Source organism: Azospirillum sp. TSO22-1, from assembly GCF_003116015.1.
Classification (GTDB): Bacteria; Pseudomonadota; Alphaproteobacteria; order Azospirillales; family Azospirillaceae; genus Azospirillum.
Window position 1 is genome coordinate 22,457 of record NZ_LGQZ01000057.1, and the last position, 23,074, is coordinate 45,530.

Below are 23,074 nucleotides of genomic sequence, written 5' to 3' on the forward strand. Positions count from 1 at the left end.
CGGCCTCGGCGGTCGTGCGGGATCTCGTCACGGGGCTGGAGGGGCAGGTCCTCATCGCGCTGGCGGTAACGCTGGCGACGGCTGCCGTCGAGATGGCAGCCGGGCCGTGGCGCCGGCCAGCGCCGCATCCGGCCGTCCCGCCACCGTCCCGTCGTCCGACGCCGGCTCGACGGCCGGAGGTGGTCCACGGGTTGCTGGCGTTCGCGGATGCGCTCCCTGGCGAGACTCTTGCCGAATACCAAGCGCGCCATCGTCCAGCAGCGGCTGCCCGCTACCGGGCGGCGGCCGGATCGCAGGCGCGGTGGCTGCGCCGCGCTCTGGCAGGTGACGAGGGCGCCACGGCCCGGCTCACGCCGGCTCTGCGTGCCACGCTGGTCGGTCTCGATCCCGCGGCGCGGGATGATCTCGCCACGCTGCCGCGGGAGAGGCTGGCACGGCTGATTCCGGCGATCGTGGCCGGAGAATACGCGCCGCCGCCCGTCGAGCCGCCGCCAGACGCGGCGCCCGACGTCGCACCGGAGGAGGCCGCCCCTTGAGCTTCCTCACCGCCACTCGAATACTTCATTCGCCTGCCGCGGATCGCTCCATCCGTGGGCAACGATTACCTCGACGTCGCCGTCGTCGTTGATGGCGGCTTCGATATGGCTGATATCAGAAACGATATCGCCAATCAGAGACTCGATCTCATAAGGCTCCGCTGGGTCATGCATGAGTACCGCCGCAGTATATAGATCAATGCGGTCGGCGATTTTCTCCTCGGTTCCGACTGGAATCATCGGAAATCCGGCGGTATTGATCTCTACGTACGTGTTGTGCATCTCGCCACCTCATCTATAATCGTGAGTGCGATGCAACGATAAACAGGCATCAAAGCCTGCTGTCAATGGGAAATAACGAATTATCTAAAATATTTTTTGAGGAATTGTCAACATTTAGGCTGCTGTTCGTGCCGTTATCGTCATGTTGAATTACCATTCACATGGGGTTGGCCTTCCCGCGCTTTGGCCTGTTATCAGAATTTCATTTCGCATACCTACCCATTATCACTCTTCCCCATATGTTGACAACATCCCGTCCCGCTTCAATCCCGTGTGGCGCGCCCTTCTTGGTCGCCCAGTGGTCGAACGCCAATGCCTCAGCCTCCTCATTTCTAGTTATCCAGTAGACCGGAAATTGTTCACACAGATCTCTCCTTGTGTTCTCTTCCCGTATTTTATTCCCATGCCTCTCCACTGACTCCAGTTCGTCATCGCTGAATCTGTCGTAAATTGAATGAAATAGCTCGTGGTACAATGTAGTGAGCGGATTAAAGCCGCCACAGAACCCGACCACTATGGACGTTTTGAGATAATCGCACCGCCCCGTCGAATGCGAGGGCCGCCACCTTCTCGCCCCGTGTTCTTTTAGAAATCCTTCGTTCATTCCTTCGATTATTGGGGTGAACGGCTCAAATCCGTGGAGTACGGGTCCCATGGCGCATCGCACGCGTGGATTTATCCGCATGGCCTCCGTGTATCTCGCCATGTCGCCACCGTTGATTGGCCAATAGATTGTCTCCCCTTCTCCGAAGGAGAACCAGTCATCACCTACATCCTCAAGGGGGCGTTCAATGAAGGCGCGTCCACCCCAAATCAATGCTTTATCCATCACTTCCGCCCTCCTTCATCATGGTCAGCGTTGCCGACCCATTTCGGGATGAGCCGAGGACCAGGAGCGTCCGGCTCCGGCGTCGGCACCGTCCCGTGGCCGTCCCGCGGCGCGGGACGCGGCGGCCGGACGAGACGGACTGCGGCGTCGATGTTGCCCCGTCCCGCGGTCTCCGTCACAGCGCGCCGGCCGGCGAGGACAGCGGCCTCCACCCGGCGGAGGGCTTCCCGTCGCTCGGCGTCCCGTCGTCCGTCCCGTCCGACGGCGGCGACAGTCCGGCAGGACACGGCGGCGTCCCGCTCCGCCGCCCGCTCCGCCCTGACGGCGGCGTCATGGACGGCCTCGAGCCGCTCCCTCTCCTGCCGCCACCACCGCGTCCGTCCCGTGATCGCTGCCCACAGGCCGGACGGCCGACGCTCGTCATGCTTGTCGAGTGCCCGTCCGGCGCCGCGCCGGACTTCCTCGGCGTCGCGAAGCCGCGCTGTAGTCGCAGCCTCCGCGGCCAGCGCCGCCGCCCGCTGTCGGCGACGCGCTTCAATCTCCTCCATCCCGCGCCGGATCGCCGAGAGCGCGGCATCCTGTGCCCCGGCGGCGTCCATTGCCGCCGCCAACACGGTGTCACCCGGCCGGGGCGATCCCCCGGCGAGGACGGCGGCCTCGGCGCGTCGCCGGCCATCGCGGGAGGCCCGCCGCGGTGCGCCCCGTCCCTCGCGGGACGGCAGGGCTTCCCGTCGGGCGTCCCGTGACGTCCCGTGCGTGCCGGCCGTCGCGGTGGCGGCCGTCAAAGCGTGCGCGAGGGCGGCGTCGCCCGGCCGCGCCGCTCCTCCGGTCAGTGCGGCGGCTTCGCCGCGGCGGCTGAGGCGAGGCGGGCGAGGTCCGCTTGCATCGCGGTCACCATCTCCAGGAGCATCGCGAGTGCCTGCAAAATTTTCTCGATCCGATCTTCCTCCCCGGCTCCAGTCTCCGTCAGCAACTCGATGATTTTCGACGTGTCGACCTTCGTCGCCGTGATCGTCTGCGCGATCACGGCTGACGACGGCGGCCGGGACTGCTGCGTGGTCATGTGCTGTCTCCTGCGGCGGCTGCATGGTGTCCGGCAGCGTGCCGGCGCGATCACGGATGGCCCGGCGGGCTTGCTCCAGCGGAGGCAGGGCCAGCGCTGCCACGACCTCACGTGCAGCCCGTGCACCCGGCCCCTTGACGCCCGCGGCCTTCGCCCCTGCGTTGACGGCACGCGCCCACGGGTGCGCGGCGCCCGTCCCGTCGACGACGACGGGTCCCTCAACTCCGGCAGCGAGCCGCAGCCCGCGCCATCCAAGTGCGGCCTCAAGGTCGGGCGCCTGATACGCCTCCCACGCGGCACGCCGGACATCGGTGAGGGACACCGCCGTCCGCTCGGCCTGTGCCCTTTCCCTCGGCGTCGCCGGCGCGACGGGACGGACGCGGTGTAGCAGTCCGGCGGCCCGCATTGCCTCGGCGACATCGTGGCGTCCCTCGCGCTCCAGGGCGGCGGCCACAGCGTGGTTGTGGCGCCCGGTGACGAACGGCAAGCCCTCGTCATGCTCGGTGATCCGATGGATCTTCTCCCGGCGGAGGAAATCGTGGTCAAGCCGGATCGCCCTCCCGTCTGTGAGGACCCGCGAATACACGCGATGCCGGTGCTCGCGGCCGCCCTTGAGATGGACAGCCTCGAAAAATGCTTGGTGCGCAAGGCCGAACTCGGCTTCGAAGCGCGTCCAGTAGCGCGCCCACTGCCCCTCGCTCCATCCGGCACCGGGCGGCGGGTCGGCATGGACGTGGTACAGAGGGGTTTGGGTGCGGGCGTGGGCTGCGATGTCGCCAATCTCGGCGACCTGCTCCCGGATCGCGGCGCTGATCAGCCCGCGGGACGCGCCGGGACGCACCGTCTGGCCGTGGCGGGTGTCGGCAAGGTGCCTGCCGAGAGCGCGGCCTCCGGCGCCGCGGGTTGCACCGCCAATCACCGCCCGCCCCCGGAATCGCCGAGCATGGCGCGCTTGAGGCGGTCCAGGTCGCGAGCAACCTGCCGGACGCCGGGCAATGCGGCCTCGATCGCCGCGTGATCAGCACCCCGTCCCGCGACACGGGACGCGATGGCGGCCTGCACCATCGCGCCGGCTAGCTCGCCGACGGATTCGCGCAGCCGGGCGATCTCGACGACGTGCTCCGGCGGGGGCGGCGCCGGCCGACGGTAGGCACGCACTGGGGCGGCGTCTTCCGGACGGGCGCCGACGGCGGCGACGGCGAGGGCGCGGAGCCACGCCGCAGCCGTCAGGCCGTCGGCTTCGGCTGCGCTGGCGACGCGGGCGGCCAAGGTAGTGGGCAGGCGCACGAGCACCTGTCCCGCCATAACCCGCCGCTCGGACCCGCGCCGTCCCGCCATGCACGCCCCCGGTGCTGGGCCGCGCCGTGCGCGGCCGGGGAGGTCCACGGAGGGGCAAGCCCCTCCTGGCCAGCTACCCGTATCCGCGCGGATACGGGTATGGCTGGCTACCCACTTTCGGTGACGTTGCGGCGCCCTCACGCAAGGCACCATGCTTTTTCCGGCCGCGATGCCCCAGGACAAAAGGGTACCGCGACGCTTGGCGCCGACGATGACGAACGGGCGCACCCAAGATCTTCCCAACACGGCCATACGGACCCACCTTGTCCGCGCGGCCGGAACGGCGCGGGACAAAAGGGAGCGGGAATGGTGGACGACGACAAGCGGTTGCGCCGGAGGGAAGCAATCCGAACGGGAATGGAGGCGGCCCGCGCCGCCGGCCGTCCACCGGGTCGGCCACGAAAGCTTGTCGGTGCCGCTCTGGCGGATGTCGTAGCGGTGATGACCACGAAGCCGGACAGCCGGCGCTGGGACCTCATCGGCGGCGCGATGCTGGGCTGGCGCCATGCGCTGTCGGTTCAGTATGGCGTGTCGGAACGGACGATCACCAGGGCAATCGCCCGAGCCAAGGGTCGAATCCGGCCCTGACTGGGGGCCGCCGTGGATTCCGATGCGCGCTTTTGCCCTATTCTTTGGAGATCGCGAGGGCGCCAAGGGTACGGGTACCCCCGGAGTCACACCGTCCTACGTCGATCCTAGCGAGTGCAGGGGGCGGCGCGCCCCACGTTGACGACCACCGTGTCTGCTCGGCGCACGGCCGGTGACGATCACGCCAAGCAAGATTTCAACGTCTCCATGGCACTGCCACATCGTCAGCACTGGGACAAACACGCGCACCATTTTGTCCCGCGCCGCCCGGCGGTGCTGTCGGTGGACACGCGGGCGTAGCCGAGCAGGCGCCCGACCGCCACCACACCGCCGAACAAGTCGATGGTTCCCGGGTCCTGCTCGTCCTTCATCACCGCGCCCACTTGCGGTGGCGGATGTCCATTGCCTCGGCCTCGCGCAGCATCTGGCGCTTGAGCGCCAAGTTCGGCGCGTCCGGCAGGCCTCGCCCGCTGACAGCGACGGGGCAGCCGGGCGGGGTCTCCCCCCGGCGTCGGACAGCCCAATCCCACACGACGCCGACGATGAGGCCGACGCCGACACCACGCGACTTCATCTCGATCGCCCATTCGCCCGCCTGGAACCTGATCTCCCGGCCGACGCGGGGGCGAAGCACCTGGTCCAGGTCACCGTAGGTCCTAATCTCCTCCATGATGCCCTCCCCGCTTTGGCACCGACTTTCTGCACTCTGAGCCCGTTGATTCGCTTGGCCAAGGCTTCGCCGTCAGAGGTTTCGACTTCCGGCACTGGCCCGCCGGCTGTGGGGCGAGCCGGCGCGTACGGGACGCCTTCACGGGACGGTGACGACGGGATCCACCATTACGGGAGGGGCCGCTGCGTCGTCAGGGGCAGCACCCTTTCGTCCCGTGACGCGGCGGCCGGGACCGCCCAGGCACGAACGCCCGCTCCGGGATGCGAAGTGGGCGTTTAGGACTGCCTATTCGGTGGCACCGCCTGCGCGGCAGGCTGTCCCGGTAGTCCACAGGCATAGGCCGTAGGCCGTCCCCGGCCCGGAGCGCCACCTACGAGGCGGCGTAGGGCCGGGGGCATGCTTGTGGACCCACCGGGGCAGCCGGCGGGGTGGAAATGGGCTCCTCCAACGCGATTCCAGCCGTCCGAGCACTCGAGGACGCCCCGCGGAGCGACCCTTTTGGCCGTAGGACGGTGCTTCGAGGGCACCCAAGGGTAGGACTACCCCCTAAAATCACGCCGTCCTACGACCTCCGGGAGGCGAACAAGGGGCCGGGCACAAGGCAGACGTCCGCCGCCGGGCGCCCGGATCTGGGCGCCGGCGCGACAATGGCCGCCCGTCGGGCGACGAAGGCCGGAAGTCGGATGACCTGTTCGGTTTTGGTCCAGGGGCTTCGGCCCTCCGGGCCTGCGCCCCCGCGCCCCATTTCCTCCGGCTCCGACAACCATGCCTGCCCGGCCTGCCGACCGTGCGCCTGCTCATCTTCTGCCGAGCCGGGTCGCGACGGGGTCGGCTCGTCCAAAGGCCGAGCCTCGTCCGCCGCTCCCTCGTGGCCCATGCTGAGGGGCACGTCGCGAGCATTGTCCGTGGCGTGGACCGCCGGGTCTACGGGCGCCACGCGGAGCACGGCAATCGGAACCGCAGGCGGTGCCGGCCGTGCATCGACACCGGGCTCCCCTTCCTTCCGGGTTCCGGTTTCCGCCGTGTGGGGGGCTCCCGAAGAACCGAAGGCTAGTAGTCGGTCGCGAGGAGTCTCAACCGCCGCGCGGCGGCGGTACCAAGTCGCGCGGGAAACCCCTTCGGCCTCCCACGGCTTCAGCGCTTCGGCGGAGGTCGCGGCCTGCTTGGCCCGGCGCTCCTTCATCGACGGGACGCCCCGGTCACGGCGGCGTTGATGGGCCCGTACCGCCTCTGAGCGGAGAGCACCCAAACCGTAGCGGATCATCTCGGCCTCGGTCACGCCGAGTTCGCCCGCCACTCGACGGCGACTGTAGGTCATGCGGGCGTCCACGACGCGCTCGCGCCCGGCGCTGTCGATCAAGGTGCGGGTTACCCCGGCCTTGGCCTCGGCGGCGCGGGCGGCGAGGCAGGCGGCGCGCCCATCGCCGTCCATCCATTCCGTGATGTAGGCGCCGACGAGCCGGTGACCAATCGCCCGGAGAAGCGGCGCGGCCTCGCTCCAACCGCCGGGGCAGACGCAACTCAGGTCCGAACCGATGATCGTCAGCGTGGTGTTGCGGTGGCCTTCGGGAATGCCGTGCTCCCACCCTGCCACGCCGTCGGCGCGCCGGCCCTCGACCAACCGCACGATGTCGCGAACGCGGCGCGCCTGATGCAGAAGGAAACCGGACGCCTCCCAATCCTCGGCCTGCCACTCGTCACCGGGCACGGGCCCACCCCACAGGCGCTTGGCCTGCGTGGCCAGGGCGGCGATCCGGCGGTCTATGAAGTCGATGTCGGCCCGCGTCAACGCTGGGAGCGGTGTCGCGAGGGCGCGGGCGGCGGCGCGGGCGACCGTGCCGTCCGGCCGGGCCTTCTTCGCTTTCGCCGGCACGGCCTTCGCCACGGGCTCCGGGCAGGCTGCGGCCAGCGCGTCGGGGTCCACGGCCGCGCCGGGGAGCACGATATGACGGCGGCCGGCGACGGGGTCGTCCAGCCCAGCGAGGCGCGGGGCCAACTCGTAAATCGGCTGCTGGTATATTGCGGCGGCCGGGTCCAGCACCTTCGCCATGGACCAGATCACGGACTCGCCAAGCCCGAGCGCGCGGCACTCCGCGGCCAGCGATGCGCGGACGGCGGCGTCGTGGCGCCCGACGATAACCTTACGCTCGCTCTCGGCCACCGGGCGGGTCCACAGCATCCAGACATGCGCGGACAGGGTCGCGGGCACCTCGTCGGGGCCGAGCGGGCGGCCATCCGGACCGATCAGGAACGCGGACGAGGACCACGCCACGACTGCCCCAGCGTCCGGGCAGGCGGTGCGGACGTGCCGGGCGATCCACCTGGCGGCATCGTCGGACTGCCGAGCGGTGAACCTGCGGAGGTTGGGCCAGCCATCGGCATCCGCCACGGACACCGTGGTGGCCATGTCGACGATGTAGCCCTCAGGGTCGCCCTCCTTCGACACGGCCGCCGACTTGCGGCGCGAGGTCTCGGCTGCGCCGGGGTGCGACAAGCCGCCGAGGATCAAGAAACCGGGACCGAACTCGCCGCCGGCTACGGCGTGCAGGACGCGCCCCAGCCCCTCGACAGTGGACGGCATCGGTATCGGGTACGGCGCGTACGCAGTGATGCGCGCGGGCTTCGCCTTGTCCACGCGGCCGTCGCGGAGCGCGTAGGACTTGCCGGGGTGGCGGCGGTCGCCGGGCTGGGTCCGGAGCATCAGCAGGTGCGGCACGGCGTAGGCCCTGGCCGAAGGCGGCGCCGGATACGGCCAGATGTCGGCGAGGCCGCCCCCAGCACCAAGGGTGAGGTCGAGACGTGCTGATCGCCATGTCCCGGCGGACGGGACGCCAAATCTGTTGACACTGGCAGGTAGGGGAAGGTGTTGGTCGGCCGCCGGGATATGCAGCCGGGCCTTCACCTACCGCCGAGGCAGGCGGCAACGCTCGAGTTGACGGCGCGAAATAGGTCAGCCATATTGACCCTCATCAGCCAGGGCCCGCAGCGCTGAGGGTTGCCGCCCGATAACGGCGCTGCGGAGTCCACCGCCCAAGTTTGCCCTCCTCACTGCAAGCGTCAAGGGCTGCCGCCCCGCCCTTAGGGCATCCGCCTTCGCAAGCCGGCGGGCAGCAGCGGATAGAGGTGCTCCAGCGGTATCGGAGACTTGACGCGCTCAACAACTTGGCGGGCCTCGTCAGGCGACAAACCGCGGCCGTATCCGGCTCCGACCGATTCCCCTTCGTGCCCAAAGACTTTGTCAACAATTTCCGGGTGCAGTCCGGCCGCGCGGAGTTGCTGACGGAAGTTGTGACGCAGGCTGTACGCAACAACCGTCGGATCGTCGATGCCGATGTCGTCAAGATAGCGATTCGTCCATTTCGACCAATCTTTGGAGCCGTTCGGCCCCTCCACCATCTTCCGACCGCGTCTGTACTGCTCTTCGGCCCACTGCTCAAGCCCGAGCCGCCGGAGTTCAGGGAGCACCGGAACGAGCCGAGCGCCTGCACTGGTTTTGGTGGCGTGTAGGAAATTTAGGCAGGCGATGCCGCCCTCCAACTCTATGAGCCCAGACGGCAACGCAGCGATTTCCTCCGGACGAGCGCCGGTCAGAAGGGCAAGCAGCCAAAACCAGTAGCGCTCATCCTGGTAGACATGGGGTCCAACTTCCGAGCGGCGGGAACGGGACTTGCACCCGGTGAACAGCGGGCTGCTGAACAGCATGGTCAGCTCGGCCACGGTAAATTCGCGCCGTTTATCCTTGCCGTCGCGCTCCTCCCGCGTCTCGGTGCGAGGCTGCACGCCGTCGGCCGGGTTGATGGTGATGAAGCCGGACCCGGCTGCCCAACCAAAGAACCCCTTCAAATGGCTGAGCATCTTGACGATGGATGTCCTTGCCATCCGCTCTTTTCCAGCCCTGTTGATTGGGCGGTCGCGGAGGTGGTCCGCAAAAGCCTTGATCTCGGTCTTGGTCACCTCCACCAACGCCTTGCGCCCAATCAGGGCCTCAAGCTCGCGAAACGCTTGCTGGTGGCTGGTCCGGGCGGACGGTCCAATGGACGGCCGGTCGGTGAAAAACCGTTCCACGAGGTCCGGCCATGGCTGCCTGGCTTCGGCCGGCAGAGGCGGTGCCGGTGGCATCGGGTTGGCGGGCTGCTGCCGGGACAGTGACAGCGCCAGCGCCCGGCCAAGTGCCAGCGTTTCGCGTCGTTCCCTCTGGCGCTTGATTTCCGCGGTCACCGCGCGATGCTGGTCCGCCTCCGCTTGAACCCGCGCTGCCTCGGCTTCCCTCCGCGCGACCGCCAGTTCTTCCGTGGCGATCAGCGCATCCAGCCGAACCAGCACCGCATCCTTCTCCTCGGGCGTCAACTCGTCCAGGTCGCTGGCGCGCAGAGTCGGGATGTCATCGCCAGTGAGTTCGTCCAGGCGCTTCCCTGCAATCCGGATCACGTCCCGCCTCACCTCTTGCCATCCCGCATGCAGCCCGGCCAGCAGGCGAGCAGCCTCGCCGCGAGCGCGCCGAGGGTCGCCAGTCTGGAGGGATTTCACGAAAACTTTCTTACCGGACAGCAAGGTTATGTCTGCCGGGACGCGCACGCGGAGATAGAGTTTTTGGCGCCGCCGCTCAATGTAAGGGATGCCGGACATGGAGCCTCGCGTGTGGCACAAGCGTGTGGCACGCGCGAATTTTGGGCTCTGGAGAATTGCAGCAAAATCAACGCCTTAGCGGCGGATGGCGTCCCCACGGGGATTCGAACCCCGGTTGCCGCCGTGAGAGGGCGGTGTCCTAGGCCTCTAGACGATGGGGACATCGTTCACCGGCAAGGGCGCCGTAAATATCGGACCAGTGGCTTGGACGCAAGAGGAACTTTATCCAAATTATAATGACGGCCGGCTCGAGGGAGATGGGCTGCCCCAGCCACCATGCATAATTTCCATAATATATCTTATGCGATATCAGGCGCGCTCCGGGCGGCTGCCCTCTCACGGGCTGCGCCGCACGAAGACGCGCCGGTGGTGGTGCTCGCAATACGAGGAGCCCGCCCGGCGGCGCTGCTGGCAGTAGGTCCAGACCTCGTCGCCCAGGTCGCCGTGGATCCAGCGGCAGCCGCGCGGCTCCTTCGTCGAGCGCTCCTCCTCCCGCCGCCGCTGCACCGCGTAGCCGCCGACGCCGTCGTTCGACGCCAACCCCAGGCGGTGGCAGCGTCCGGCCACCGCGTTGCGCGTCGTGCCGAACAGGTCGGCGATCTCGCTGTACGAGCGCCGCTCATGGACGAAGAGTTGTTCCAGGATCTCCCTCGACGCCGGCCAACCGCCGGCCCGCGCATCCCACGGCATGTCGTGTGTCCCCTCGCACGTCTTGAACGCTCAACGCTCAAGGCCGCGCTTGGTTTCCTGCGATTGCCGAAAATCAGGCGGTGATGTCGAGGAACATGCCGCGACGGTAGTTGCGCGGCAGCGTCAGGATACCGTTCACCATCAGGCTGGCGAGTTGGCGCACCGAGGGAATGCGCTGGCGCCCCGGGGTACCGACCTCCCCCACCCGGCCACCGCCGCGGCCGGCGGACAGCGCACGGGCTCCGCCACCGTCGGGGCGGATCGGGTCGCTGCTGCGGTCTCCGGTGCGGCGGATCGAGTCCATGGTCCGTATTTACCATAAATGCATGCGGCGGGCAATGGCTGGACCGCGACAAGGATGGGACAGCGCGCTTGACCGGAGTTATCCACAAAATGGTGGACAGCTCCGTGGATAAGCCTGTTGAACCCGCGGTCTCCGCTGTCCGGCGCGGTGTGCGGGGTGGGTGGGCGAATCGCCGTCCGGGGCCGGGGAGAGGCGCCCATCCTGCGCCCGCCACTAACCCCGAAGAAGAGGTAGGGGAGCGCCTCCCCTGCCCCATATCAGTCTTCGTTGGTAGGCGAAGGAGCTGGCGCGATGGCGCACTATCTGGTCACTGGCGGCTGCGGCTTCATCGGTTCGCACTTGGCGGATGCCCTGTTGGGCGACGGGCACGCCGTTACCATCCTCGACGACCTGTCCACCGGCCGGCTGGAGAACAAGCCGGCGCGCGCCGAGCTGGTGGTCGGCGACGTCGCCGACGCCGACGCCGTGCGGCACGCCATGGACGGCGTGGACGGCGTGTTCCACCTCGCCGCCGTGGCCTCGGTGCAGCGTTCCAAGGAGCTGTGGGCCGAGACGCACCGCACCAACGTCGGCGGCGCCGTCACCGTGTTCGAGGTGGCGCGCACCATCCGCGACGGCGCGTCGGTGCCGGTGATCTACGCCTCCTCCGCTGCGGTGTACGGCGACAACCCGAACACGCCGCTGGGCGAGGACTGCGTGCCGCAGCCGCGTTCGGCCTACGGGGTGGACAAGCTGGGCTGCGAGCTGCACGCCCGCGTGGCGTGGGAGATCCACAACGTGCCCACCGTCGGCTTCCGCTTCTTCAACGTCTACGGGCCGCGCCAGGACCCGCTGTCGCCCTACTCCGGCGTCATCTCGATCTTCGCCCGCCGGGTGGCGCGCGGCGAGGAGGTGGAGATCCACGGCGACGGCGAGCAGGTGCGCGATTTCGTCTACGTCGGCGACGTGGTGCGCTTCCTGATGGCCTCCATGCGGAAGCGCCCGCAGGGGGCGGCGGTCTACAACCTGTGCACCGGCCGGCCGACTTCGATCCTGATGCTGCTCGACGTGCTGCAGGAGCTGTGCGGCAAGAAGGCGCGGCGCCTGCATCGGACGGCACGGCCGGGCGACATCCGCGTCTCCATCGGCGATCCGGCGAAGGCGCGCGCCGCCTACGGGCTGACCTGCCGCACCGGCCTGCTGGAGGGGCTGGGCGCCACGGTCAGCTGGGCGGTGCTGTGATCTCGGCGGCAATGCTCTGCGCCACCGCGTCCGCGGCCTCGGCCACGGCGGGGGTCAGCGCGTCGCCGAAGCCGAAGTCGGCTCCCTCGATGCCCCAGATCACCAGGCTTCCGGGCAGATGGCCAAGGGCGCGGGCCGTCTCCACCGCCTCGGCGAGGCCGAACAGATGGCTGGAATAACGGAACAGGCCGCGCGGCGGCGCGGCGCCCACGGCGTCCAGCCGCACGACGGTGCCGGCTTCGGCGCCCGACTGCGTGGCGTCGACCACGATGACGCGGATTCGGCCGCGCCACGCCTCGATCAGACCAGCGCCCTCGCCCGAGTGCTCCTGCGCCGGAATTCCCAGCGCCGCCAGCCGGTCGGCGACCGCCGGGCCGACGCCGTCGTCGCGGCGGAAGCGGTTCCCGATTCCCAGCACCAGCGTCATCGCATGGCCCCCTCACCCTTCGGACAGGGGCGGAACGGCGGCCGCCCGCACCCGTTCTCAACGAGCCCATCCCGCACACCACGGCAGCACAGGGTACGATCCGATGACCATCACCCGCAATCGCGAGGACGAGAACCGCGAAGCCACCTGGCGGCTGTTCCGCCTGGAGGAACCGACCTTCGACGACCTCACCCGGGGCGTTTTCCTCGGCGTCGTCTGGTGCTTCGTCATGTGGGCGCCGATGTTCATCGACGTGCTGACGAAGCGCTGATCACGCGCGCTCCACGGTCAGCGTCAGGAAATGGGTGGCGCACGAGATGCAGGGGTCGTAGTTGCGGATCGCCTGCTCGCAGCGCCACTTCAGCTGTTCGTCGGGCAGGTGCAGGTTGGCCTGCACCACGCCCCACAGGTCGCGTTCGATCTGCTTCTGGTTCTGCGCCGTGGGCGGAACGATGCGGGCGTGCGTGATGCGCCCCTCCCCGTCCAGGTCGTAGCGGTGCCAGCACAGGCCGCGCGGCGCCTCGGTGCAGCCGTGGCCGCGCCCGGCGCCGGGGGTGATCGGCGGCGCCGGGACCGCCAGCTCCTCGTAGGATTCCGCCAGCTTCAGCGCCTCCTCGAAGGCGTACAGCGTTTCCACCGCGCGGACGACGATGCTCTTGAACGGGTTGCGCTCGACCGGCCCCAGGCCGGCGTCGTAGGCGGCCTGCCGGGCGAGCGGCGACAGCTGCGCGTGGTTCAGCGCGTAGCGCGCCAGCGGGCCGACCATGTAGGGGCCGCTGCCGTCCGTCATCACGCCGTGCAGCGCGTTGGAGTGGCGGACGTGCTCCTCGTCGAAGTGCTCCTCGAAGGCCGCGACCGGGATGTCCAGCCCGCGGTTGGAGATCAGCCGGCCGCGCTCGATGGCGTAGTCCTCGTCGTGGTGCAGGGCGACGAAGGTGTAGTCGTGCTCGTAGTCCGGGAACTCCAGGCCGGCGAAGACCTTCACGGTCGCCAGCGACTCGTCCACCGCGCGCTTCAGCGGCTCGATCAGTTCCCGCACCTCGGCCTTGCGGGGCGATTTGTAGAAGCCGCCGACCTTGGTGTTGACCGGGTGGATGGCGCGGCCGCCGATGACTTCGAGGATGCGGTTGCCGAGCTTTTTCAACTGCAGCCCGCGCTCCACCAGCTCCGGGTGCACCTTGGCGATCTGGAGGGCGTCCTCCATCCCTAAGAAGTCCGGCGCGTGCAGCAGGTAGGCGTGCAGCACGTGGCTCTCGACCCATTCGCCGCAGTACATCAGGCGGCGCAGCTTGCGGATTCCCTCGCCGATGTCGACGCCCAGCGCGTCCTCCATGGCCTGGCTGGCGCCGGCGATGTAGGCGACCGGGCAGATGCCGCAGATGCGCGAGGTGATGTCCGGCGCGTCGCCGTAGGGGCGGCCCTTCAGCAGCGCCTCGAAGAAGCGCGGCGGCTCGAAGATGCGGAACTTGACGTCGGTGATGACCCCGTCCTTGACTCGGACGGTCAGCGCCCCCTCCCCCTCCACGCGGGCGAGCGCGTCCACCTTGATGGTGCGGCTGGCGGTTTCAGCGATCGTCATGGGCATCACCCTCCTTGCGGAAGGCCTCGGCGTTGGCGTTGAAGGAGCGGAAGGCCTGGGCGATGTCGCGGCTGCTTACTCCCAGCTCGGCCATGTGCTTGGCGAGGCTGGCGGTGTTGGGGTTCTCCTTCGGCCCGAAGCAGCCATAGCAGCCGCGCGCGAAGCCGGGGCACAGGTTGCCGCAGCCGGCCTGCGTCACCGGCCCCAGGCACGGGGTGCCGTGCGCCACCGTCACGCAGACGGTGCCGGCCATCTTGCACTCCACGCACTGGCTGTGCGCGGGGATCACCGGCTTGCGGCGGTTCAGCGTGGCGTTCAGCACCTCCAGCAGCTGGTGCTTGTTCACCGGGCAGCCGCGCAGCTCGAAGTCCACCGCCACGTGATCCTGGATGGCGGTGGAGGTCGCCAGCGTGTCGATGTAGGCGGGGTGGGCGTAGACCGCCTTGATGAAGCCGTCGACGTCGCGGAAGTTCTTCAGCGCCTGGATGCCGCCCGCGGTGGCGCAGGCGCCGATGGTGACCAGCATCTTCGACTGGTCGCGGATCTTGCGGATGCGCGCGGCGTCGTGCGGCGTGGTGATGGAGCCCTCGACCAGCGAGACGTCGTACGGCCCCTTGATCTCCACCCGCGTCGCCTCGAGGAAGTAGGCGATCTCCACCGCCCCGGCGACCTCCAGCAGCTCGTCCTCGCAGTCGAGCAGGGAGAGCTGGCAGCCGTCGCAGGAGGAGAACTTCCACACCGCGAGTTTGGGTTTGCGTGAGGCGGCCATGGCTACAGCTCCCGCACCGTGAAGATGTCCTCGATGGTGTCGTAGCGGTACACCGGCCCGTCCTTGCACATGAAGGAGCCACCCATCTGGCAATGCCCGCAGAAACCCACGCCGCACTTCATGTTGCGCTCCAGCGTCACGTAGATGCGGTCCGAGGTGACGCCGCGCTCGTGCAGCGCCTGCACGGCGGGGCGGGTCATGGTCTCCGACCGGCAGACGTAGGCGGTGGTGTGCTCCGGGTCGAAGCGGGCGATCTTGACGAGGTTGGCGACGCTGCCCACCCGCCCGCGGTAGCCGCTTGGGGCCGAGTGCACGGTGACGTGCACCTGCAGGTCGAAGCGCCCGCGCCAGCGGTGCAGGTCCTTCTCGTACAGGATGTCGTGGGTGCCGCGCGAGCCGTAGCAGATCACCACCTTGCCGAAGTGCTCGCGCCGGTGCAGCACCTCGTGAATCAAGGGGCGCAACGGGGCGAGGCCGATGGTGCCGGTGACGAACAGGATGTCGTTGCCGTAGGCCTCCTCGATCGGCCACGCCCGGCCGAAGGGGCCGCGCACGCCGACCACGTCGCCGACCTTCAGCTTCGCCAGGGCCTTGGTCACCGTGCCGACCTCGCGGATGGTGTGCACCAGCGTGGTCAGGTCGCGGCAGTCGCCGGAGATGGAAATCGCCACCTCGCCCGTGCCGAAGGCGTAGAGCATGTTGAACTGCCCGGGCTGGTAGACCAGCGGCCGGCCGTCGAGCGAGCGCAGGTGCAGCGTGAAGCAGCCGTCCACCTCGGCGATGCGGCGGACGATGCGGAACGGCCGCGTGTCCATCGGATCGGGTGCCGGGGCGGGAGATGCGTTCACGCGGGTCGGTAGGGTGCCGTCCATGACGGTCGCTCCGCAGCGGTGGTGCTCAGTAGACGGCGTCCGTGGTCAGCTCGACGATGCGCAGCCGCGCCTCGGAGATGCGGCGCCCCATGATCGGGATGAAGCGCTGGTAGAGCTGGTAGCCGAGCTCGTGGTTGGCCTCCAGCTTGGTGCGCAGGCAGGCGCCGTCGATGGTGATGGCGCGCACCTGCTCGATGGCGCGGGCGTCGAAGGTCCAGACGTAGGGCGGCACCAGCCAGGACCAGCCGATGATGTCGCCCTCGCCGATGTTCTCCACCACCACCGCCGGCCGGCCGGGCGCGTGCACCTCCACGGCGACGCTGCCCTGGCGGATCAGGTAGAAGTGGTCGGCCTTGCCGCCCTCCTTGAACAGGTACTCGCCGGGGCGGTAGTGCGCGTTGGCGCAGCAGCCGACGACGATGTCGCGCACCTCCGGCGTCATGTCCTGGAAGAACGGGTGTTCGGCCAGCAGCCGGCCCAGCCCCTCGATCGCCACCATCTCACGCCCTCCCCTCGTTTGTGCCCTCTGGGGTGCCCCCTGCCGTTCCACGCGTGCTGTCGTGGATCGCGCGGGCTTCCTCGGTGATGTCGATGCCGACCGGGCACCAGGTGATGCAGCGCCCGCACCCGACGCAGCCCGAGGTGCCGAACTGCTCATGCCAGGTCGACAGCTTGTGGGTGATCCACTGGCGGTAGCGCGACGCCGTGCTCTGGCGGATGCTGCCGCCGTGGATGTAGGAGAAGTCCAGGGTGAAGCAGGAATCCCAGCGCCGCACCCGCTCCGTCCGCTCACCCGTCAGGTCGGTCACGTCCTCCATGGTCGAGCAGAAGCAGGTCGGGCACACCATGGTGCAGTTGGCGCAGGACAGGCAGCGCTTCGCCACCTCTGCCCAGCGCGGGTGCTCCAGGTTCTTCGCCAGCAGGTCGGCGACGTCCGGCACCATGGCGCGGCCCATCTGCCCGCGCGCGGCGTCGGTGACCGCCTGGGCGGCCTGCACGTCGTACACCTCGGCCCGCCGGCCCGGCAGCGTGTCGAGGATCGCGCGGCCGTGCTCGCTGCCGGCCTCGACCAGGAAGTCGTGCCAGCCGTTGCGGTTGATCTCGGTGACGGCGAGGTCGTAGCCGCCCTCCGCCTGGGGACCGCCGCCCATCGAGGTGCAGAAGCAGGTCCCGCCCGCCCGGCCGCAGTTGACCGCGACCACGAAGGCCTCGGCGCGCCGCGCGGCGTAGCCCTGGTCGGTGAACTGCTGGGCACCGTGGCCGGCGTCGTGCGGCTGCACGCCGAACACCCGGTCGTGGATGCCGAGCGCCCTCAGTTCGCACGGGCGGACGCCGAGGAACGCCTGGCGCGGCGGCGTGCCGTCCGGCTTCTCGATGGTGAAGCCCTTCTCCGCGTCGCGCGCGGCCGTCCACAGCGACTGCCGCGGCGGGTACAGCGCGCGCTTCCAGCTGTGCGGGCCGACGGTGTAGCCGAACAGCGTCTCCTCAGGGCCGGTGTTCAGGCGGTAATGGCCGCCGTTCTGCTCGTCGATGACGCCGATGGGGAGGTCGGCCGTGCTGTCGACCGGCTCGTAGGCGATGGCGCCGTCGCGCACGCGCGGCCCGATCACCGCGTAGCCCTCGCCGCGCAGCGCGGCGATGAGGGCGTCGAGGCCGTCGCGGCCGACGATCAGCCGGTGGCCGGCGGCGGGCGTCGCGTGGATGTCGTTGTGAACCATGGGCTCCGTCCGATGCGAAGCGTTCCGACGGGCACGAGTATACGCGTGTCACGGCGCGTCACGCTGCGCAAATAGCCGCAGCCGGAGGTTTCACGCCCTGCGCCTTTCGGACGGCTTGGATCTTTTCAACGGCGAGCGCGCGCCGTAATGATCGCCAGGCGGACGGACGGGGGATCGGCGATGGATCGATGGAACGGCGGCGGACGGCGGTCGTGGCGGCGCCTGTCGCCGGGCGCGCTGCTGCTGGTGCTGGCTCTGCTGGGTGGTGCGGCGCTGCTGGAACGGCTGGAGCTGCTGCCGTCCGGGACCGTGGAACGGCTGCTCGGCCAGGAGCCGAAGCGCCCGGCCTACCACGTGCCGGCGGTGCCGCCCGACGCCGCGCGAGTCGACGTGGCCGAGGTGCAGGGCTGGCTCGCCCGCATCCGGGTGGTGGCGGAGAAGCAGAAGGGCTACCACCGCGAGGACTGGCCGCACTGGGCCGAGGTGCCCGGCAGCTGCCGCGACGTGCGCGCGGCGGCGCTGATCCGCGACAGCCTGGAGCCGGTGCAGCTGTCCTCCGACGGCTGCCGGGTGATTCGCGGGCGCTGGCGCGACTCCTACACCGGCCAGGAATTCCGCGACCCGCACGAGCTGGACATCGACCACCGCGTGCCGCTGGACGAGGCGCACGACAGCGGCGGCCACGCCTGGAGCCGCGAGCGCCGCACCGCCTACGCCAACGACCTCACCGACCGCCGCACGCTGGTGACCGTCGCCGCCGCCGTCAACCGGGCCAAGGGGGCCAAGGGGCCGGACGATTGGCTGCCACCGGACCGCACGCAGCTCTGCCGCTACGTTGCCGACTGGGTGGCGGTGAAGCTGCGCTGGGACTTGGCGGTGGACGCCCGCGAGCGCGCCAGCATCGACCAGGTGCTCGACGGCTGCCGGCGGGCGGCGCGGTAGGGCTCAGCCCAGCCCCTCCGGCACCGGCACGCCGAGCGCCGCCGACTTGGCGCGCAGGGCGTCGAGGATCGCCGCGGAGAGCGCCACGCCGGACTCGAGCTGCTGTCGACGCCGCTCCAGCCCGCGCTCGCCGGGCAGGCGGACCGGCGGCGCGCCGCCCGGTACGCGGGACTCGCGGCAGCTTTGCGCCAGCGTCTCCATCTGGTGGCGGAAGGCGCCCTGCCCGCCGCCGCGCGCCGGATCGACGATCTGCAGGAACACCGCAGCTCCCCAGCGCTTCTCCGGCTCCGCCCGGCCGTAGCCGCCGAGGCCGGCGGTCAGCGCCTCGACCAGCAGCGACAGGGCGAAGCCCTTGTGGCCGTGGTCCTGGCCGCCGATGGGCAGGATGGTGCCGGGCGGATCGGTGAACAGCACCGCCGGGTCATCGGTCGCTTGGCCGTGCGAGTCCTGCACCCAGGCGTGCGGCAGACGCCCGCCCTGGCGGTGCAGGCGCCCGGTCATGCCGTTGGTGGTGATCGAGGTGCTGACGTCCAGCAGGATCGGCCCGCCTTCGGTCGGGATGCCGGCGGCGATGGGGTTGGGCGTCACCACCGGCGATAGCCCGCCGAACGGCGCCACGCTGGCCACCGCCGGGTCGGATGAGGCGAGGATGATCAGCTGCCCGGCCTCCGCCACCGGCCGCAGGTAGGCGGCGAGGCAGGCGATGTGGTGGCTGCGGCGGATCACGATGGTGGCCGATCCGTGCTCCGCAGCGCGGGCGGAGGCCGCGTCGATGGCGCGGCGCACCAGCCAGGGCCCGGGCAGCCAGCCGCCGTCCCACAGCGCCAGCGCGCCGGCGTCCGACACCACCTCGGGCTCGCCCCGGGTCGCCATGCGGCCGGCGGCGATCTCATCCAGGTAGGGGGCCAGCAGTTGCAGACCGTGCGTGTCGTGGCCGAGCAGGTCGCCCTCCACCAGCACGTCGGCGACGACGCGCGCGCGGTCTTCGGCCAGCCCGGCCCGCGTGAGCAGCGCCGCGGCCCAGCCGCGCAGCGTGTCGGCCGACGGCCGTTGCGTCTCCATGCGTCCCTCCCCTGCACTCCCGTCCGGGCACCGTTCGCCCCGACAGACGTTTTGTCAGCAAGGAAGCTTTGCAAGGACGAGCGATGTTTGGAAACCCATTCCTGCGCATGCTGGCCATCGCGGCGGCGCTGATGCTGCCGCTGGCGGCGTGCGACGACCAGAACTCCGCCGAGAAGGCTGGCGCCGAGGCCGGCCGCGCGGTGGATCAGGCGGCCGAGCGCGTCGGCGAGGCCACGGGCGACGTAGCCCGCGGCGCCGGCCGGATGCTGCAGGACGCGGGCGAGGCCATCGAGCGCACCGCCCGCGACCCGCGGGGCACCCAGGAGTCGCCGAAGCGCTGACGTCTCACAGCCCGTCGAACAGCAGCTGCGCCGGGGGCGCCGGCTTGCTGTCCGGTGGCGTCTTGGTCGGCTTCGCCGCCTTGGGCGTGACCTTGGGGCGGGCCGCCGGCCGGCGCGGGGCGATGCCGACTCCACGCTTGGCGCGGTCCACCGCCTTGTCGCGGGCGACCGCCTCCGGGGCGGCGGGATCGCCGTCCAGCCACTTGCCGCGCTTGATCACCTCGTTCACCCGGCCCTGGTTGACGCCGAGCTGAAAGGCGATCTCTTGCTGCGTCATCTGCGTGGTGTGGTGGAGGTGCAGGATCTCCGCAGCCAGCTCCGGCGTCATCTTCCGCCCGGTCAGCCGCCGCGCCGGGCGGATCGAGCGGTTGGCACGGTCGCGCTCCCGGAGCCTCTCCAGGATCTCCAGCGCCGCGGTGTTGCCCGCGGCCTTCAGCGCCTCTTCGAACTCCTTCAGCGTCGCCATCCGAGCCTCCTGCCGATGCGCACCGGATTAGAGATGGGGGCGTTTGCCGAGATAGCGAGTTCTTGTTTTGTTGTTAGTGACGGTAACGACGTTCGCAAAACTGCTGTTCTGCAATAAAATGTGTTATTTCAATGCCTTGCGTGTAAATTTTTCAAGGCTGCCGCCAGCGATCCCCAAACCTCTCCTTACCGGCATCCCCGCGCAGGCAGAGAACCAGAGAGTTCCGCAAAGTCAGAGCCTTGCAGGCGTTTCATGGATCCCCACCTTCGCGGGCATGAGGCATGGAGTAATGGCATGATTCCATGGAAAATGCATATAATACAATGTATTATAATGTTTTTCTCACCTTTTGTATAAACATTGGCTTGGCACCTCTACCGGGAACGGATTTCCGCCGACCCGGTTCTGTCGGTATGGACGATCATCGCACGCCGACCATCGCCATCGTCGAACGGCTGGACGTTCGCACCGCGGTCGGCCAAGAATTGAGCGGGATCACGCGGGGCGTCCCCCGGAGGCCGTCCTCAACGCGATCGAAAGCGAAGCGCCGCCCGATCAGCGGCAACATGCAACAGGGGATCCGAGTGCGATGAGCAAGTCGATCATGTGGGCCGAGACCGACGCCAAGGGCTTTGAATCCGAATGCCTGTTCAACGAGGATTCCCGCAGCTACGAGGTGATGGTCTGCGCCTCCGGCCGCCGGCTGTGCCGCTCGGAGTCCTTCGTCGCCCGCCGCGACCCGCAGCAGGGCATGGACGAGGAGGACCGCCGCACATCGGTGGCGATCGCCGAGCGCCTCGTCGTCGAGATCGAGCACGAGTTGGGCGACCGCTGACATGACCCGTCGCCGCATCGGCGTGATCGGCCTGGGCATGGCGGCCGCGCCGCACGCCCAGAGCCTCATCGACTTGTCCGGCCGCGTCGACGTGGCCGGCTGCTTCAGCCCCACCCCGTCGCGTCGCGAGGCGTTCGCCAAGACCTTCCGCCTGCCGGTGGTGGACCGGATGGAGGCGATCCTGGACGACCCGACAGTGTCGGCCGTGCTGGTCCTGACACCGCCCGACAGCCACGCCGACGTGGTGGCGCGCTGCGCCGCCGGCGGCAAACACGTGCTGCTGGAAAAGCCGCTGGACGCCACGCCCGAGGGTGCCCGAGCCGTAGTCGAGACCATGGAGCGCGCCGGCCTCACCCTCGGCGTGGTCTTCCAGCATCGCTTCCGCGCCTCGGCGGAGCGGCTGGCTGACCTGCTGGGACGCGGCGTGCTGGGGCGGCCCGTCTCCGCGGCGGTGTCGGTGCGCTGGTGGCGCGACGCCGGCTACTACGCGCAGCCCGGCCGCGGCATGAAGGCGCGCGACGGCGGCGGCGTGCTGCTGACCCAGGCGATCCACACGCTGGACCTGTTCGTCAGCCTGCTGGGCCTGCCGCGCGAGGTGGCGGGCTTTGCCGCCACCAGCCCGCTGCGCACCATCGACACCGAGGACGTGGTCGCGGCGGCGCTGCGCTACGAGAACGGCCTGCTGGCGACGGTGAACGCCACCACCGCCGCCTTCCCCGGCTTCCCCGAGCGCATCGAGATCGCCGGCACCGCCGGCTCCGCCGTGCTGTCCGGCGACACGCTGGAGGTCGACCTGCACACCGGCGAGGCGATCCGCGAAGGTGGCGAGAAGGGCACGCTGGGCGGCGGTGCCGACCCGATGAACTTCCCCAACCTGCACCACCGCGCCGTGCTGGCGAACTTCCTCGACGCGCTCGACGGCGGCGGGCGGCCGCGCGTCGACGGCCGCGAGGCGCTGAAGGTGCACCGGCTGATCGAGGCGCTGCTGGACGGCGGCGGTGGCGTGCGGGTGGCCGACGCCTAACGCCCCAGCGCCCGGAGCAACGCCATCAGCGCGCGGTCGCGCTCCGCCTCCAGCTGGGCGACGGAGCGGCCGGCGGCTTCCTCGGCGACGCCCTCGACGATGCGCGCCTGCACCTCCGGCCCGAGGCCGGGATCGCCGAGCGAGGCCCAGCGGCGGACCTGGCTCGGCCCGAGGTGGGCGAGGTAGTGGGCGATGCCGCCCTCGCCACCGCCCAGGTGATAGGTCATGTGCGGCCCCATGAGCGCCCAGCGCAGGCCGGGGCCGTGGCTGATCGCCGCGTCGATGTCGGCGACGCTCGCCACCCCCTGCTCCACCAGATGCACCGCCTCGCGGTAGAGGGCGGAGCTGAGCCGGTTGGCGATGTGCCCCGGCATCTCGCGCCTCAGCACCACCGGATGGCGGCCGAGTCCGCGGTAGAAGGCGCAGGCATCCTCGACCACCGCCGGGTCGTCCCCGACGATCTCGACCAGCGGCAGCAGGTGCGGCGGGTTGAAGGGATGGGCGACGACGTGCCGGCCCGGCGTCCGGCACTCCGCCACGATGGCGCTGCGCAGCAGGGCGGAGGTGCTGCTGGCGACGGTGACCTCCGGCGGGACCAGCGCGTCGATCTCCGCCAGCAGGCGGCGCTTCAGCGCTTCGTCCTCCGGCGCGTTCTCCTGCACGAAGCCGGCGCTCTCCAGGGCGTCCGCCATGGTTTCATGAAAGGACAGCCGCCCGCCGCCCGCGCAGCCGAGGTCAGCGAGCTGCGCCAGCGCCCGCTCGACGAAGCGCTCCAGCCGCTCCCGCGCACCGGGCGCCGGGTCGGTGGCGGATACGTCCAGACCGTGCGCCAGGAACAGGGCGGCCCAGCTCGCCCCGACGGTTCCGCAGCCAATGACGGCGACGCGCACCG

General features: G+C 69.7%; 27 protein-coding genes and 1 tRNA gene. 8 read left to right on the forward strand and 20 right to left on the reverse strand.

Annotation, left to right across the window (positions count from 1 at the left end; genetic code table 11):
* The first annotated feature begins 14 nt into the window (after positions 1 to 14).
* Positions 15 to 536: a hypothetical protein gene (locus tag TSO221_RS35020; RefSeq protein WP_146208815.1), complete on the forward strand. Its 522-nt coding sequence runs from the start codon at positions 15 to 17 to the stop codon at positions 534 to 536.
* Between the two features lie 6 nt (positions 537 to 542).
* Here TSO221_RS35020 and TSO221_RS15275 read toward each other — a convergent pair whose 3' ends face one another.
* The 4 genes from TSO221_RS15275 to TSO221_RS15290 form a co-directional block, all read right to left on the reverse strand.
* Complete coding sequence (locus TSO221_RS15275; protein ID WP_109119369.1) at positions 543 to 818, reverse strand: hypothetical protein; 276 nt, start codon at positions 816 to 818, stop codon at positions 543 to 545.
* A 202-nt stretch (positions 819 to 1,020) separates the two neighbouring features.
* The gene (locus TSO221_RS35025) at positions 1,021 to 1,647 is read right to left on the reverse strand and encodes a hypothetical protein (protein WP_146208816.1); all 627 of its coding nucleotides are present in this window, start codon (positions 1,645 to 1,647) and stop codon (positions 1,021 to 1,023) included.
* Positions 1,648 to 2,476: 829 nt separating this feature from the next.
* Positions 2,477 to 2,710, reverse strand: coding sequence for a hypothetical protein (locus tag TSO221_RS15285; RefSeq protein ID WP_109119371.1), 234 nt, complete (start codon positions 2,708 to 2,710; stop codon positions 2,477 to 2,479).
* A 915-nt stretch (positions 2,711 to 3,625) separates the two neighbouring features.
* On the reverse strand, positions 3,626 to 4,015 hold the full coding sequence (locus TSO221_RS15290; protein WP_109119372.1) for a hypothetical protein: 390 nt from the start codon (positions 4,013 to 4,015) through the stop codon (positions 3,626 to 3,628).
* 339 nt (positions 4,016 to 4,354) lie between these two features.
* Between TSO221_RS15290 and TSO221_RS35030 the strand changes: the two genes are divergently transcribed.
* Entirely contained in the window at positions 4,355 to 4,636 is a 282-nt protein-coding gene (locus TSO221_RS35030; protein WP_146208817.1) for a hypothetical protein, read from the forward strand.
* Between the two features lie 224 nt (positions 4,637 to 4,860).
* On the opposite strand, the gene TSO221_RS35435 is transcribed toward TSO221_RS35030, so the two are convergent.
* The 7 genes from TSO221_RS35435 to TSO221_RS15320 all read right to left on the reverse strand — a co-directional run bounded on the left by TSO221_RS35435 (position 4,861) and on the right by TSO221_RS15320 (position 10,926).
* Positions 4,861 to 5,007, reverse strand: coding sequence for a hypothetical protein (locus TSO221_RS35435; RefSeq protein ID WP_158284104.1), 147 nt, complete (start codon positions 5,005 to 5,007; stop codon positions 4,861 to 4,863).
* The gene (locus TSO221_RS15295; protein ID WP_109119373.1) at positions 5,007 to 5,306 is read right to left on the reverse strand and encodes a hypothetical protein; all 300 of its coding nucleotides are present in this window, start codon (positions 5,304 to 5,306) and stop codon (positions 5,007 to 5,009) included. The genes TSO221_RS35435 and TSO221_RS15295 overlap by 1 nt, the downstream gene beginning before the upstream one ends.
* Before the next feature lie 562 nt (positions 5,307 to 5,868).
* Positions 5,869 to 8,022 (reverse strand): hypothetical protein, encoded by a 2,154-nt coding sequence (locus tag TSO221_RS15300; RefSeq protein ID WP_109119374.1) that lies wholly within the window; start codon positions 8,020 to 8,022, stop codon positions 5,869 to 5,871.
* Positions 8,023 to 8,384: 362 nt separating this feature from the next.
* Positions 8,385 to 9,932: a DUF6538 domain-containing protein gene (locus TSO221_RS15305; RefSeq protein ID WP_109119375.1), complete on the reverse strand. Its 1,548-nt coding sequence runs from the start codon at positions 9,930 to 9,932 to the stop codon at positions 8,385 to 8,387.
* Between the two features lie 86 nt (positions 9,933 to 10,018).
* Positions 10,019 to 10,094: transfer RNA gene (locus TSO221_RS15310), tRNA-Glu, on the reverse strand.
* Between the two features lie 174 nt (positions 10,095 to 10,268).
* A complete protein-coding gene (locus TSO221_RS15315) occupies positions 10,269 to 10,622 on the reverse strand; it encodes a GcrA family cell cycle regulator (RefSeq protein ID WP_109119376.1) in 354 nt (117 codons plus the stop codon).
* A 73-nt stretch (positions 10,623 to 10,695) separates the two neighbouring features.
* Positions 10,696 to 10,926, reverse strand: coding sequence for a hypothetical protein (locus TSO221_RS15320; RefSeq protein WP_109119377.1), 231 nt, complete (start codon positions 10,924 to 10,926; stop codon positions 10,696 to 10,698).
* 291 nt (positions 10,927 to 11,217) lie between these two features.
* Between TSO221_RS15320 and TSO221_RS15325 the strand changes: the two genes are divergently transcribed.
* Complete coding sequence (locus tag TSO221_RS15325) at positions 11,218 to 12,147, forward strand: NAD-dependent epimerase/dehydratase family protein (RefSeq protein WP_109119378.1); 930 nt, start codon at positions 11,218 to 11,220, stop codon at positions 12,145 to 12,147.
* On the opposite strand, the gene TSO221_RS15330 is transcribed toward TSO221_RS15325, so the two are convergent.
* Positions 12,128 to 12,574, reverse strand: a complete 447-nt coding sequence (locus TSO221_RS15330; protein ID WP_109119379.1) for a hydrogenase maturation protease — start codon at positions 12,572 to 12,574, stop codon at positions 12,128 to 12,130. The genes TSO221_RS15325 and TSO221_RS15330 overlap by 20 nt on opposite strands.
* Positions 12,575 to 12,677: 103 nt before the next feature.
* Here TSO221_RS15330 and TSO221_RS35440 point away from each other — a divergent pair, with 103 nt between their 5' ends.
* Positions 12,678 to 12,845 (forward strand): hypothetical protein, encoded by a 168-nt coding sequence (locus tag TSO221_RS35440; RefSeq protein ID WP_158284105.1) that lies wholly within the window; start codon positions 12,678 to 12,680, stop codon positions 12,843 to 12,845.
* Here the strand turns inward: TSO221_RS35440 and TSO221_RS15335 are convergent, their stop codons facing one another.
* Genes TSO221_RS15335 through TSO221_RS15355 form a run of 5 tightly spaced genes read right to left on the reverse strand, consistent with a single transcriptional unit; the run spans position 12,846 to position 17,512 of the window.
* Complete coding sequence (locus TSO221_RS15335; RefSeq protein WP_109119380.1) at positions 12,846 to 14,153, reverse strand: Ni/Fe hydrogenase subunit alpha; 1,308 nt, start codon at positions 14,151 to 14,153, stop codon at positions 12,846 to 12,848.
* Positions 14,140 to 14,922 carry an oxidoreductase gene (locus tag TSO221_RS15340; protein WP_109119381.1) on the reverse strand — a complete coding sequence of 261 codons (783 nt, stop codon included), beginning with the start codon at positions 14,920 to 14,922 and terminating at the stop codon, positions 14,140 to 14,142. The genes TSO221_RS15335 and TSO221_RS15340 overlap by 14 nt, the downstream gene beginning before the upstream one ends.
* A 2-nt stretch (positions 14,923 to 14,924) precedes the next feature.
* The gene (locus TSO221_RS15345; protein WP_109119382.1) at positions 14,925 to 15,794 is read right to left on the reverse strand and encodes an FAD/NAD(P)-binding protein; all 870 of its coding nucleotides are present in this window, start codon (positions 15,792 to 15,794) and stop codon (positions 14,925 to 14,927) included.
* A 25-nt stretch (positions 15,795 to 15,819) separates the two neighbouring features.
* Entirely contained in the window at positions 15,820 to 16,293 is a 474-nt protein-coding gene (locus TSO221_RS15350) for a cyclic nucleotide-binding domain-containing protein (protein WP_199229492.1), read from the reverse strand.
* A 1-nt stretch (position 16,294) separates the two neighbouring features.
* Positions 16,295 to 17,512 (reverse strand): 4Fe-4S dicluster domain-containing protein, encoded by a 1,218-nt coding sequence (locus TSO221_RS15355; RefSeq protein ID WP_109119383.1) that lies wholly within the window; start codon positions 17,510 to 17,512, stop codon positions 16,295 to 16,297.
* A gap of 180 nt (positions 17,513 to 17,692) precedes the next feature.
* On the opposite strand from TSO221_RS15355, the gene TSO221_RS15360 reads away from it, so the two are divergent.
* A complete protein-coding gene (locus TSO221_RS15360) occupies positions 17,693 to 18,454 on the forward strand; it encodes an HNH endonuclease family protein (protein WP_109119384.1) in 762 nt (253 codons plus the stop codon).
* Positions 18,455 to 18,457: 3 nt separating this feature from the next.
* Here TSO221_RS15360 and TSO221_RS15365 read toward each other — a convergent pair whose 3' ends face one another.
* Complete coding sequence (locus TSO221_RS15365) at positions 18,458 to 19,516, reverse strand: Ldh family oxidoreductase (RefSeq protein ID WP_109119385.1); 1,059 nt, start codon at positions 19,514 to 19,516, stop codon at positions 18,458 to 18,460.
* Between the two features lie 83 nt (positions 19,517 to 19,599).
* Between TSO221_RS15365 and TSO221_RS15370 the strand changes: the two genes are divergently transcribed.
* Positions 19,600 to 19,857: a hypothetical protein gene (locus TSO221_RS15370; protein WP_146208818.1), complete on the forward strand. Its 258-nt coding sequence runs from the start codon at positions 19,600 to 19,602 to the stop codon at positions 19,855 to 19,857.
* A 4-nt stretch (positions 19,858 to 19,861) separates the two neighbouring features.
* On the opposite strand, the gene TSO221_RS15375 is transcribed toward TSO221_RS15370, so the two are convergent.
* The gene (locus TSO221_RS15375) at positions 19,862 to 20,323 is read right to left on the reverse strand and encodes an RNA polymerase subunit sigma-70 (RefSeq protein WP_109119387.1); all 462 of its coding nucleotides are present in this window, start codon (positions 20,321 to 20,323) and stop codon (positions 19,862 to 19,864) included.
* 589 nt (positions 20,324 to 20,912) lie between these two features.
* On the opposite strand from TSO221_RS15375, the gene TSO221_RS15380 reads away from it, so the two are divergent.
* The gene (locus TSO221_RS15380) at positions 20,913 to 21,158 is read left to right on the forward strand and encodes a hypothetical protein (RefSeq protein ID WP_109119388.1); all 246 of its coding nucleotides are present in this window, start codon (positions 20,913 to 20,915) and stop codon (positions 21,156 to 21,158) included.
* A 1-nt stretch (position 21,159) separates the two neighbouring features.
* On the forward strand, positions 21,160 to 22,182 hold the full coding sequence (locus TSO221_RS15385; protein ID WP_109119389.1) for a Gfo/Idh/MocA family oxidoreductase: 1,023 nt from the start codon (positions 21,160 to 21,162) through the stop codon (positions 22,180 to 22,182).
* On the opposite strand, the gene TSO221_RS15390 is transcribed toward TSO221_RS15385, so the two are convergent.
* Complete coding sequence (locus TSO221_RS15390; protein ID WP_109119390.1) at positions 22,179 to 23,072, reverse strand: 3-hydroxyacyl-CoA dehydrogenase NAD-binding domain-containing protein; 894 nt, start codon at positions 23,070 to 23,072, stop codon at positions 22,179 to 22,181. The genes TSO221_RS15385 and TSO221_RS15390 overlap by 4 nt on opposite strands.
* Positions 23,073 to 23,074 lie beyond the last annotated feature (2 nt).

Excerpts from the sequence above, each read along its gene's own strand:
- TSO221_RS15275 (WP_109119369.1), bottom strand. The coding sequence starts at position 818 with ATGCACAACACGTACGTAGAGATCAATACCGCCGGATTTCCGATGATT.
- TSO221_RS35025 (WP_146208816.1), bottom strand. The coding sequence starts at position 1,647 with ATGGATAAAGCATTGATTTGGGGTGGACGCGCCTTCATTGAACGCCCC.
- TSO221_RS15285 (WP_109119371.1), bottom strand. The coding sequence starts at position 2,710 with ATGACCACGCAGCAGTCCCGGCCGCCGTCGTCAGCCGTGATCGCGCAG.
- TSO221_RS15290 (WP_109119372.1), bottom strand. The coding sequence starts at position 4,015 with ATGGCGGGACAGGTGCTCGTGCGCCTGCCCACTACCTTGGCCGCCCGC.
- TSO221_RS35030 (WP_146208817.1), top strand. The coding sequence starts at position 4,355 with ATGGTGGACGACGACAAGCGGTTGCGCCGGAGGGAAGCAATCCGAACG.
- TSO221_RS35435 (WP_158284104.1), bottom strand. The coding sequence starts at position 5,007 with ATGAAGGACGAGCAGGACCCGGGAACCATCGACTTGTTCGGCGGTGTG.
- TSO221_RS15295 (WP_109119373.1), bottom strand. The coding sequence starts at position 5,306 with ATGGAGGAGATTAGGACCTACGGTGACCTGGACCAGGTGCTTCGCCCC.
- TSO221_RS15305 (WP_109119375.1), bottom strand. The coding sequence starts at position 9,932 with ATGTCCGGCATCCCTTACATTGAGCGGCGGCGCCAAAAACTCTATCTC.
- TSO221_RS15315 (WP_109119376.1), bottom strand. The coding sequence starts at position 10,622 with ATGCCGTGGGATGCGCGGGCCGGCGGTTGGCCGGCGTCGAGGGAGATC.
- TSO221_RS15320 (WP_109119377.1), bottom strand. The coding sequence starts at position 10,926 with ATGGACTCGATCCGCCGCACCGGAGACCGCAGCAGCGACCCGATCCGC.
- TSO221_RS15325 (WP_109119378.1), top strand. The coding sequence starts at position 11,218 with ATGGCGCACTATCTGGTCACTGGCGGCTGCGGCTTCATCGGTTCGCAC.
- TSO221_RS15330 (WP_109119379.1), bottom strand. The coding sequence starts at position 12,574 with ATGACGCTGGTGCTGGGAATCGGGAACCGCTTCCGCCGCGACGACGGC.
- TSO221_RS35440 (WP_158284105.1), top strand. The coding sequence starts at position 12,678 with ATGACCATCACCCGCAATCGCGAGGACGAGAACCGCGAAGCCACCTGG.
- TSO221_RS15335 (WP_109119380.1), bottom strand. The coding sequence starts at position 14,153 with ATGACGATCGCTGAAACCGCCAGCCGCACCATCAAGGTGGACGCGCTC.
- TSO221_RS15340 (WP_109119381.1), bottom strand. The coding sequence starts at position 14,922 with ATGGCCGCCTCACGCAAACCCAAACTCGCGGTGTGGAAGTTCTCCTCC.
- TSO221_RS15345 (WP_109119382.1), bottom strand. The coding sequence starts at position 15,794 with ATGGACGGCACCCTACCGACCCGCGTGAACGCATCTCCCGCCCCGGCA.
- TSO221_RS15350 (WP_199229492.1), bottom strand. The coding sequence starts at position 16,293 with ATGGTGGCGATCGAGGGGCTGGGCCGGCTGCTGGCCGAACACCCGTTC.
- TSO221_RS15355 (WP_109119383.1), bottom strand. The coding sequence starts at position 17,512 with ATGGTTCACAACGACATCCACGCGACGCCCGCCGCCGGCCACCGGCTG.
- TSO221_RS15360 (WP_109119384.1), top strand. The coding sequence starts at position 17,693 with ATGGATCGATGGAACGGCGGCGGACGGCGGTCGTGGCGGCGCCTGTCG.
- TSO221_RS15365 (WP_109119385.1), bottom strand. The coding sequence starts at position 19,516 with ATGGAGACGCAACGGCCGTCGGCCGACACGCTGCGCGGCTGGGCCGCG.
- TSO221_RS15370 (WP_146208818.1), top strand. The coding sequence starts at position 19,600 with ATGTTTGGAAACCCATTCCTGCGCATGCTGGCCATCGCGGCGGCGCTG.
- TSO221_RS15375 (WP_109119387.1), bottom strand. The coding sequence starts at position 20,323 with ATGGCGACGCTGAAGGAGTTCGAAGAGGCGCTGAAGGCCGCGGGCAAC.
- TSO221_RS15380 (WP_109119388.1), top strand. The coding sequence starts at position 20,913 with ATGAGCAAGTCGATCATGTGGGCCGAGACCGACGCCAAGGGCTTTGAA.
- TSO221_RS15385 (WP_109119389.1), top strand. The coding sequence starts at position 21,160 with ATGACCCGTCGCCGCATCGGCGTGATCGGCCTGGGCATGGCGGCCGCG.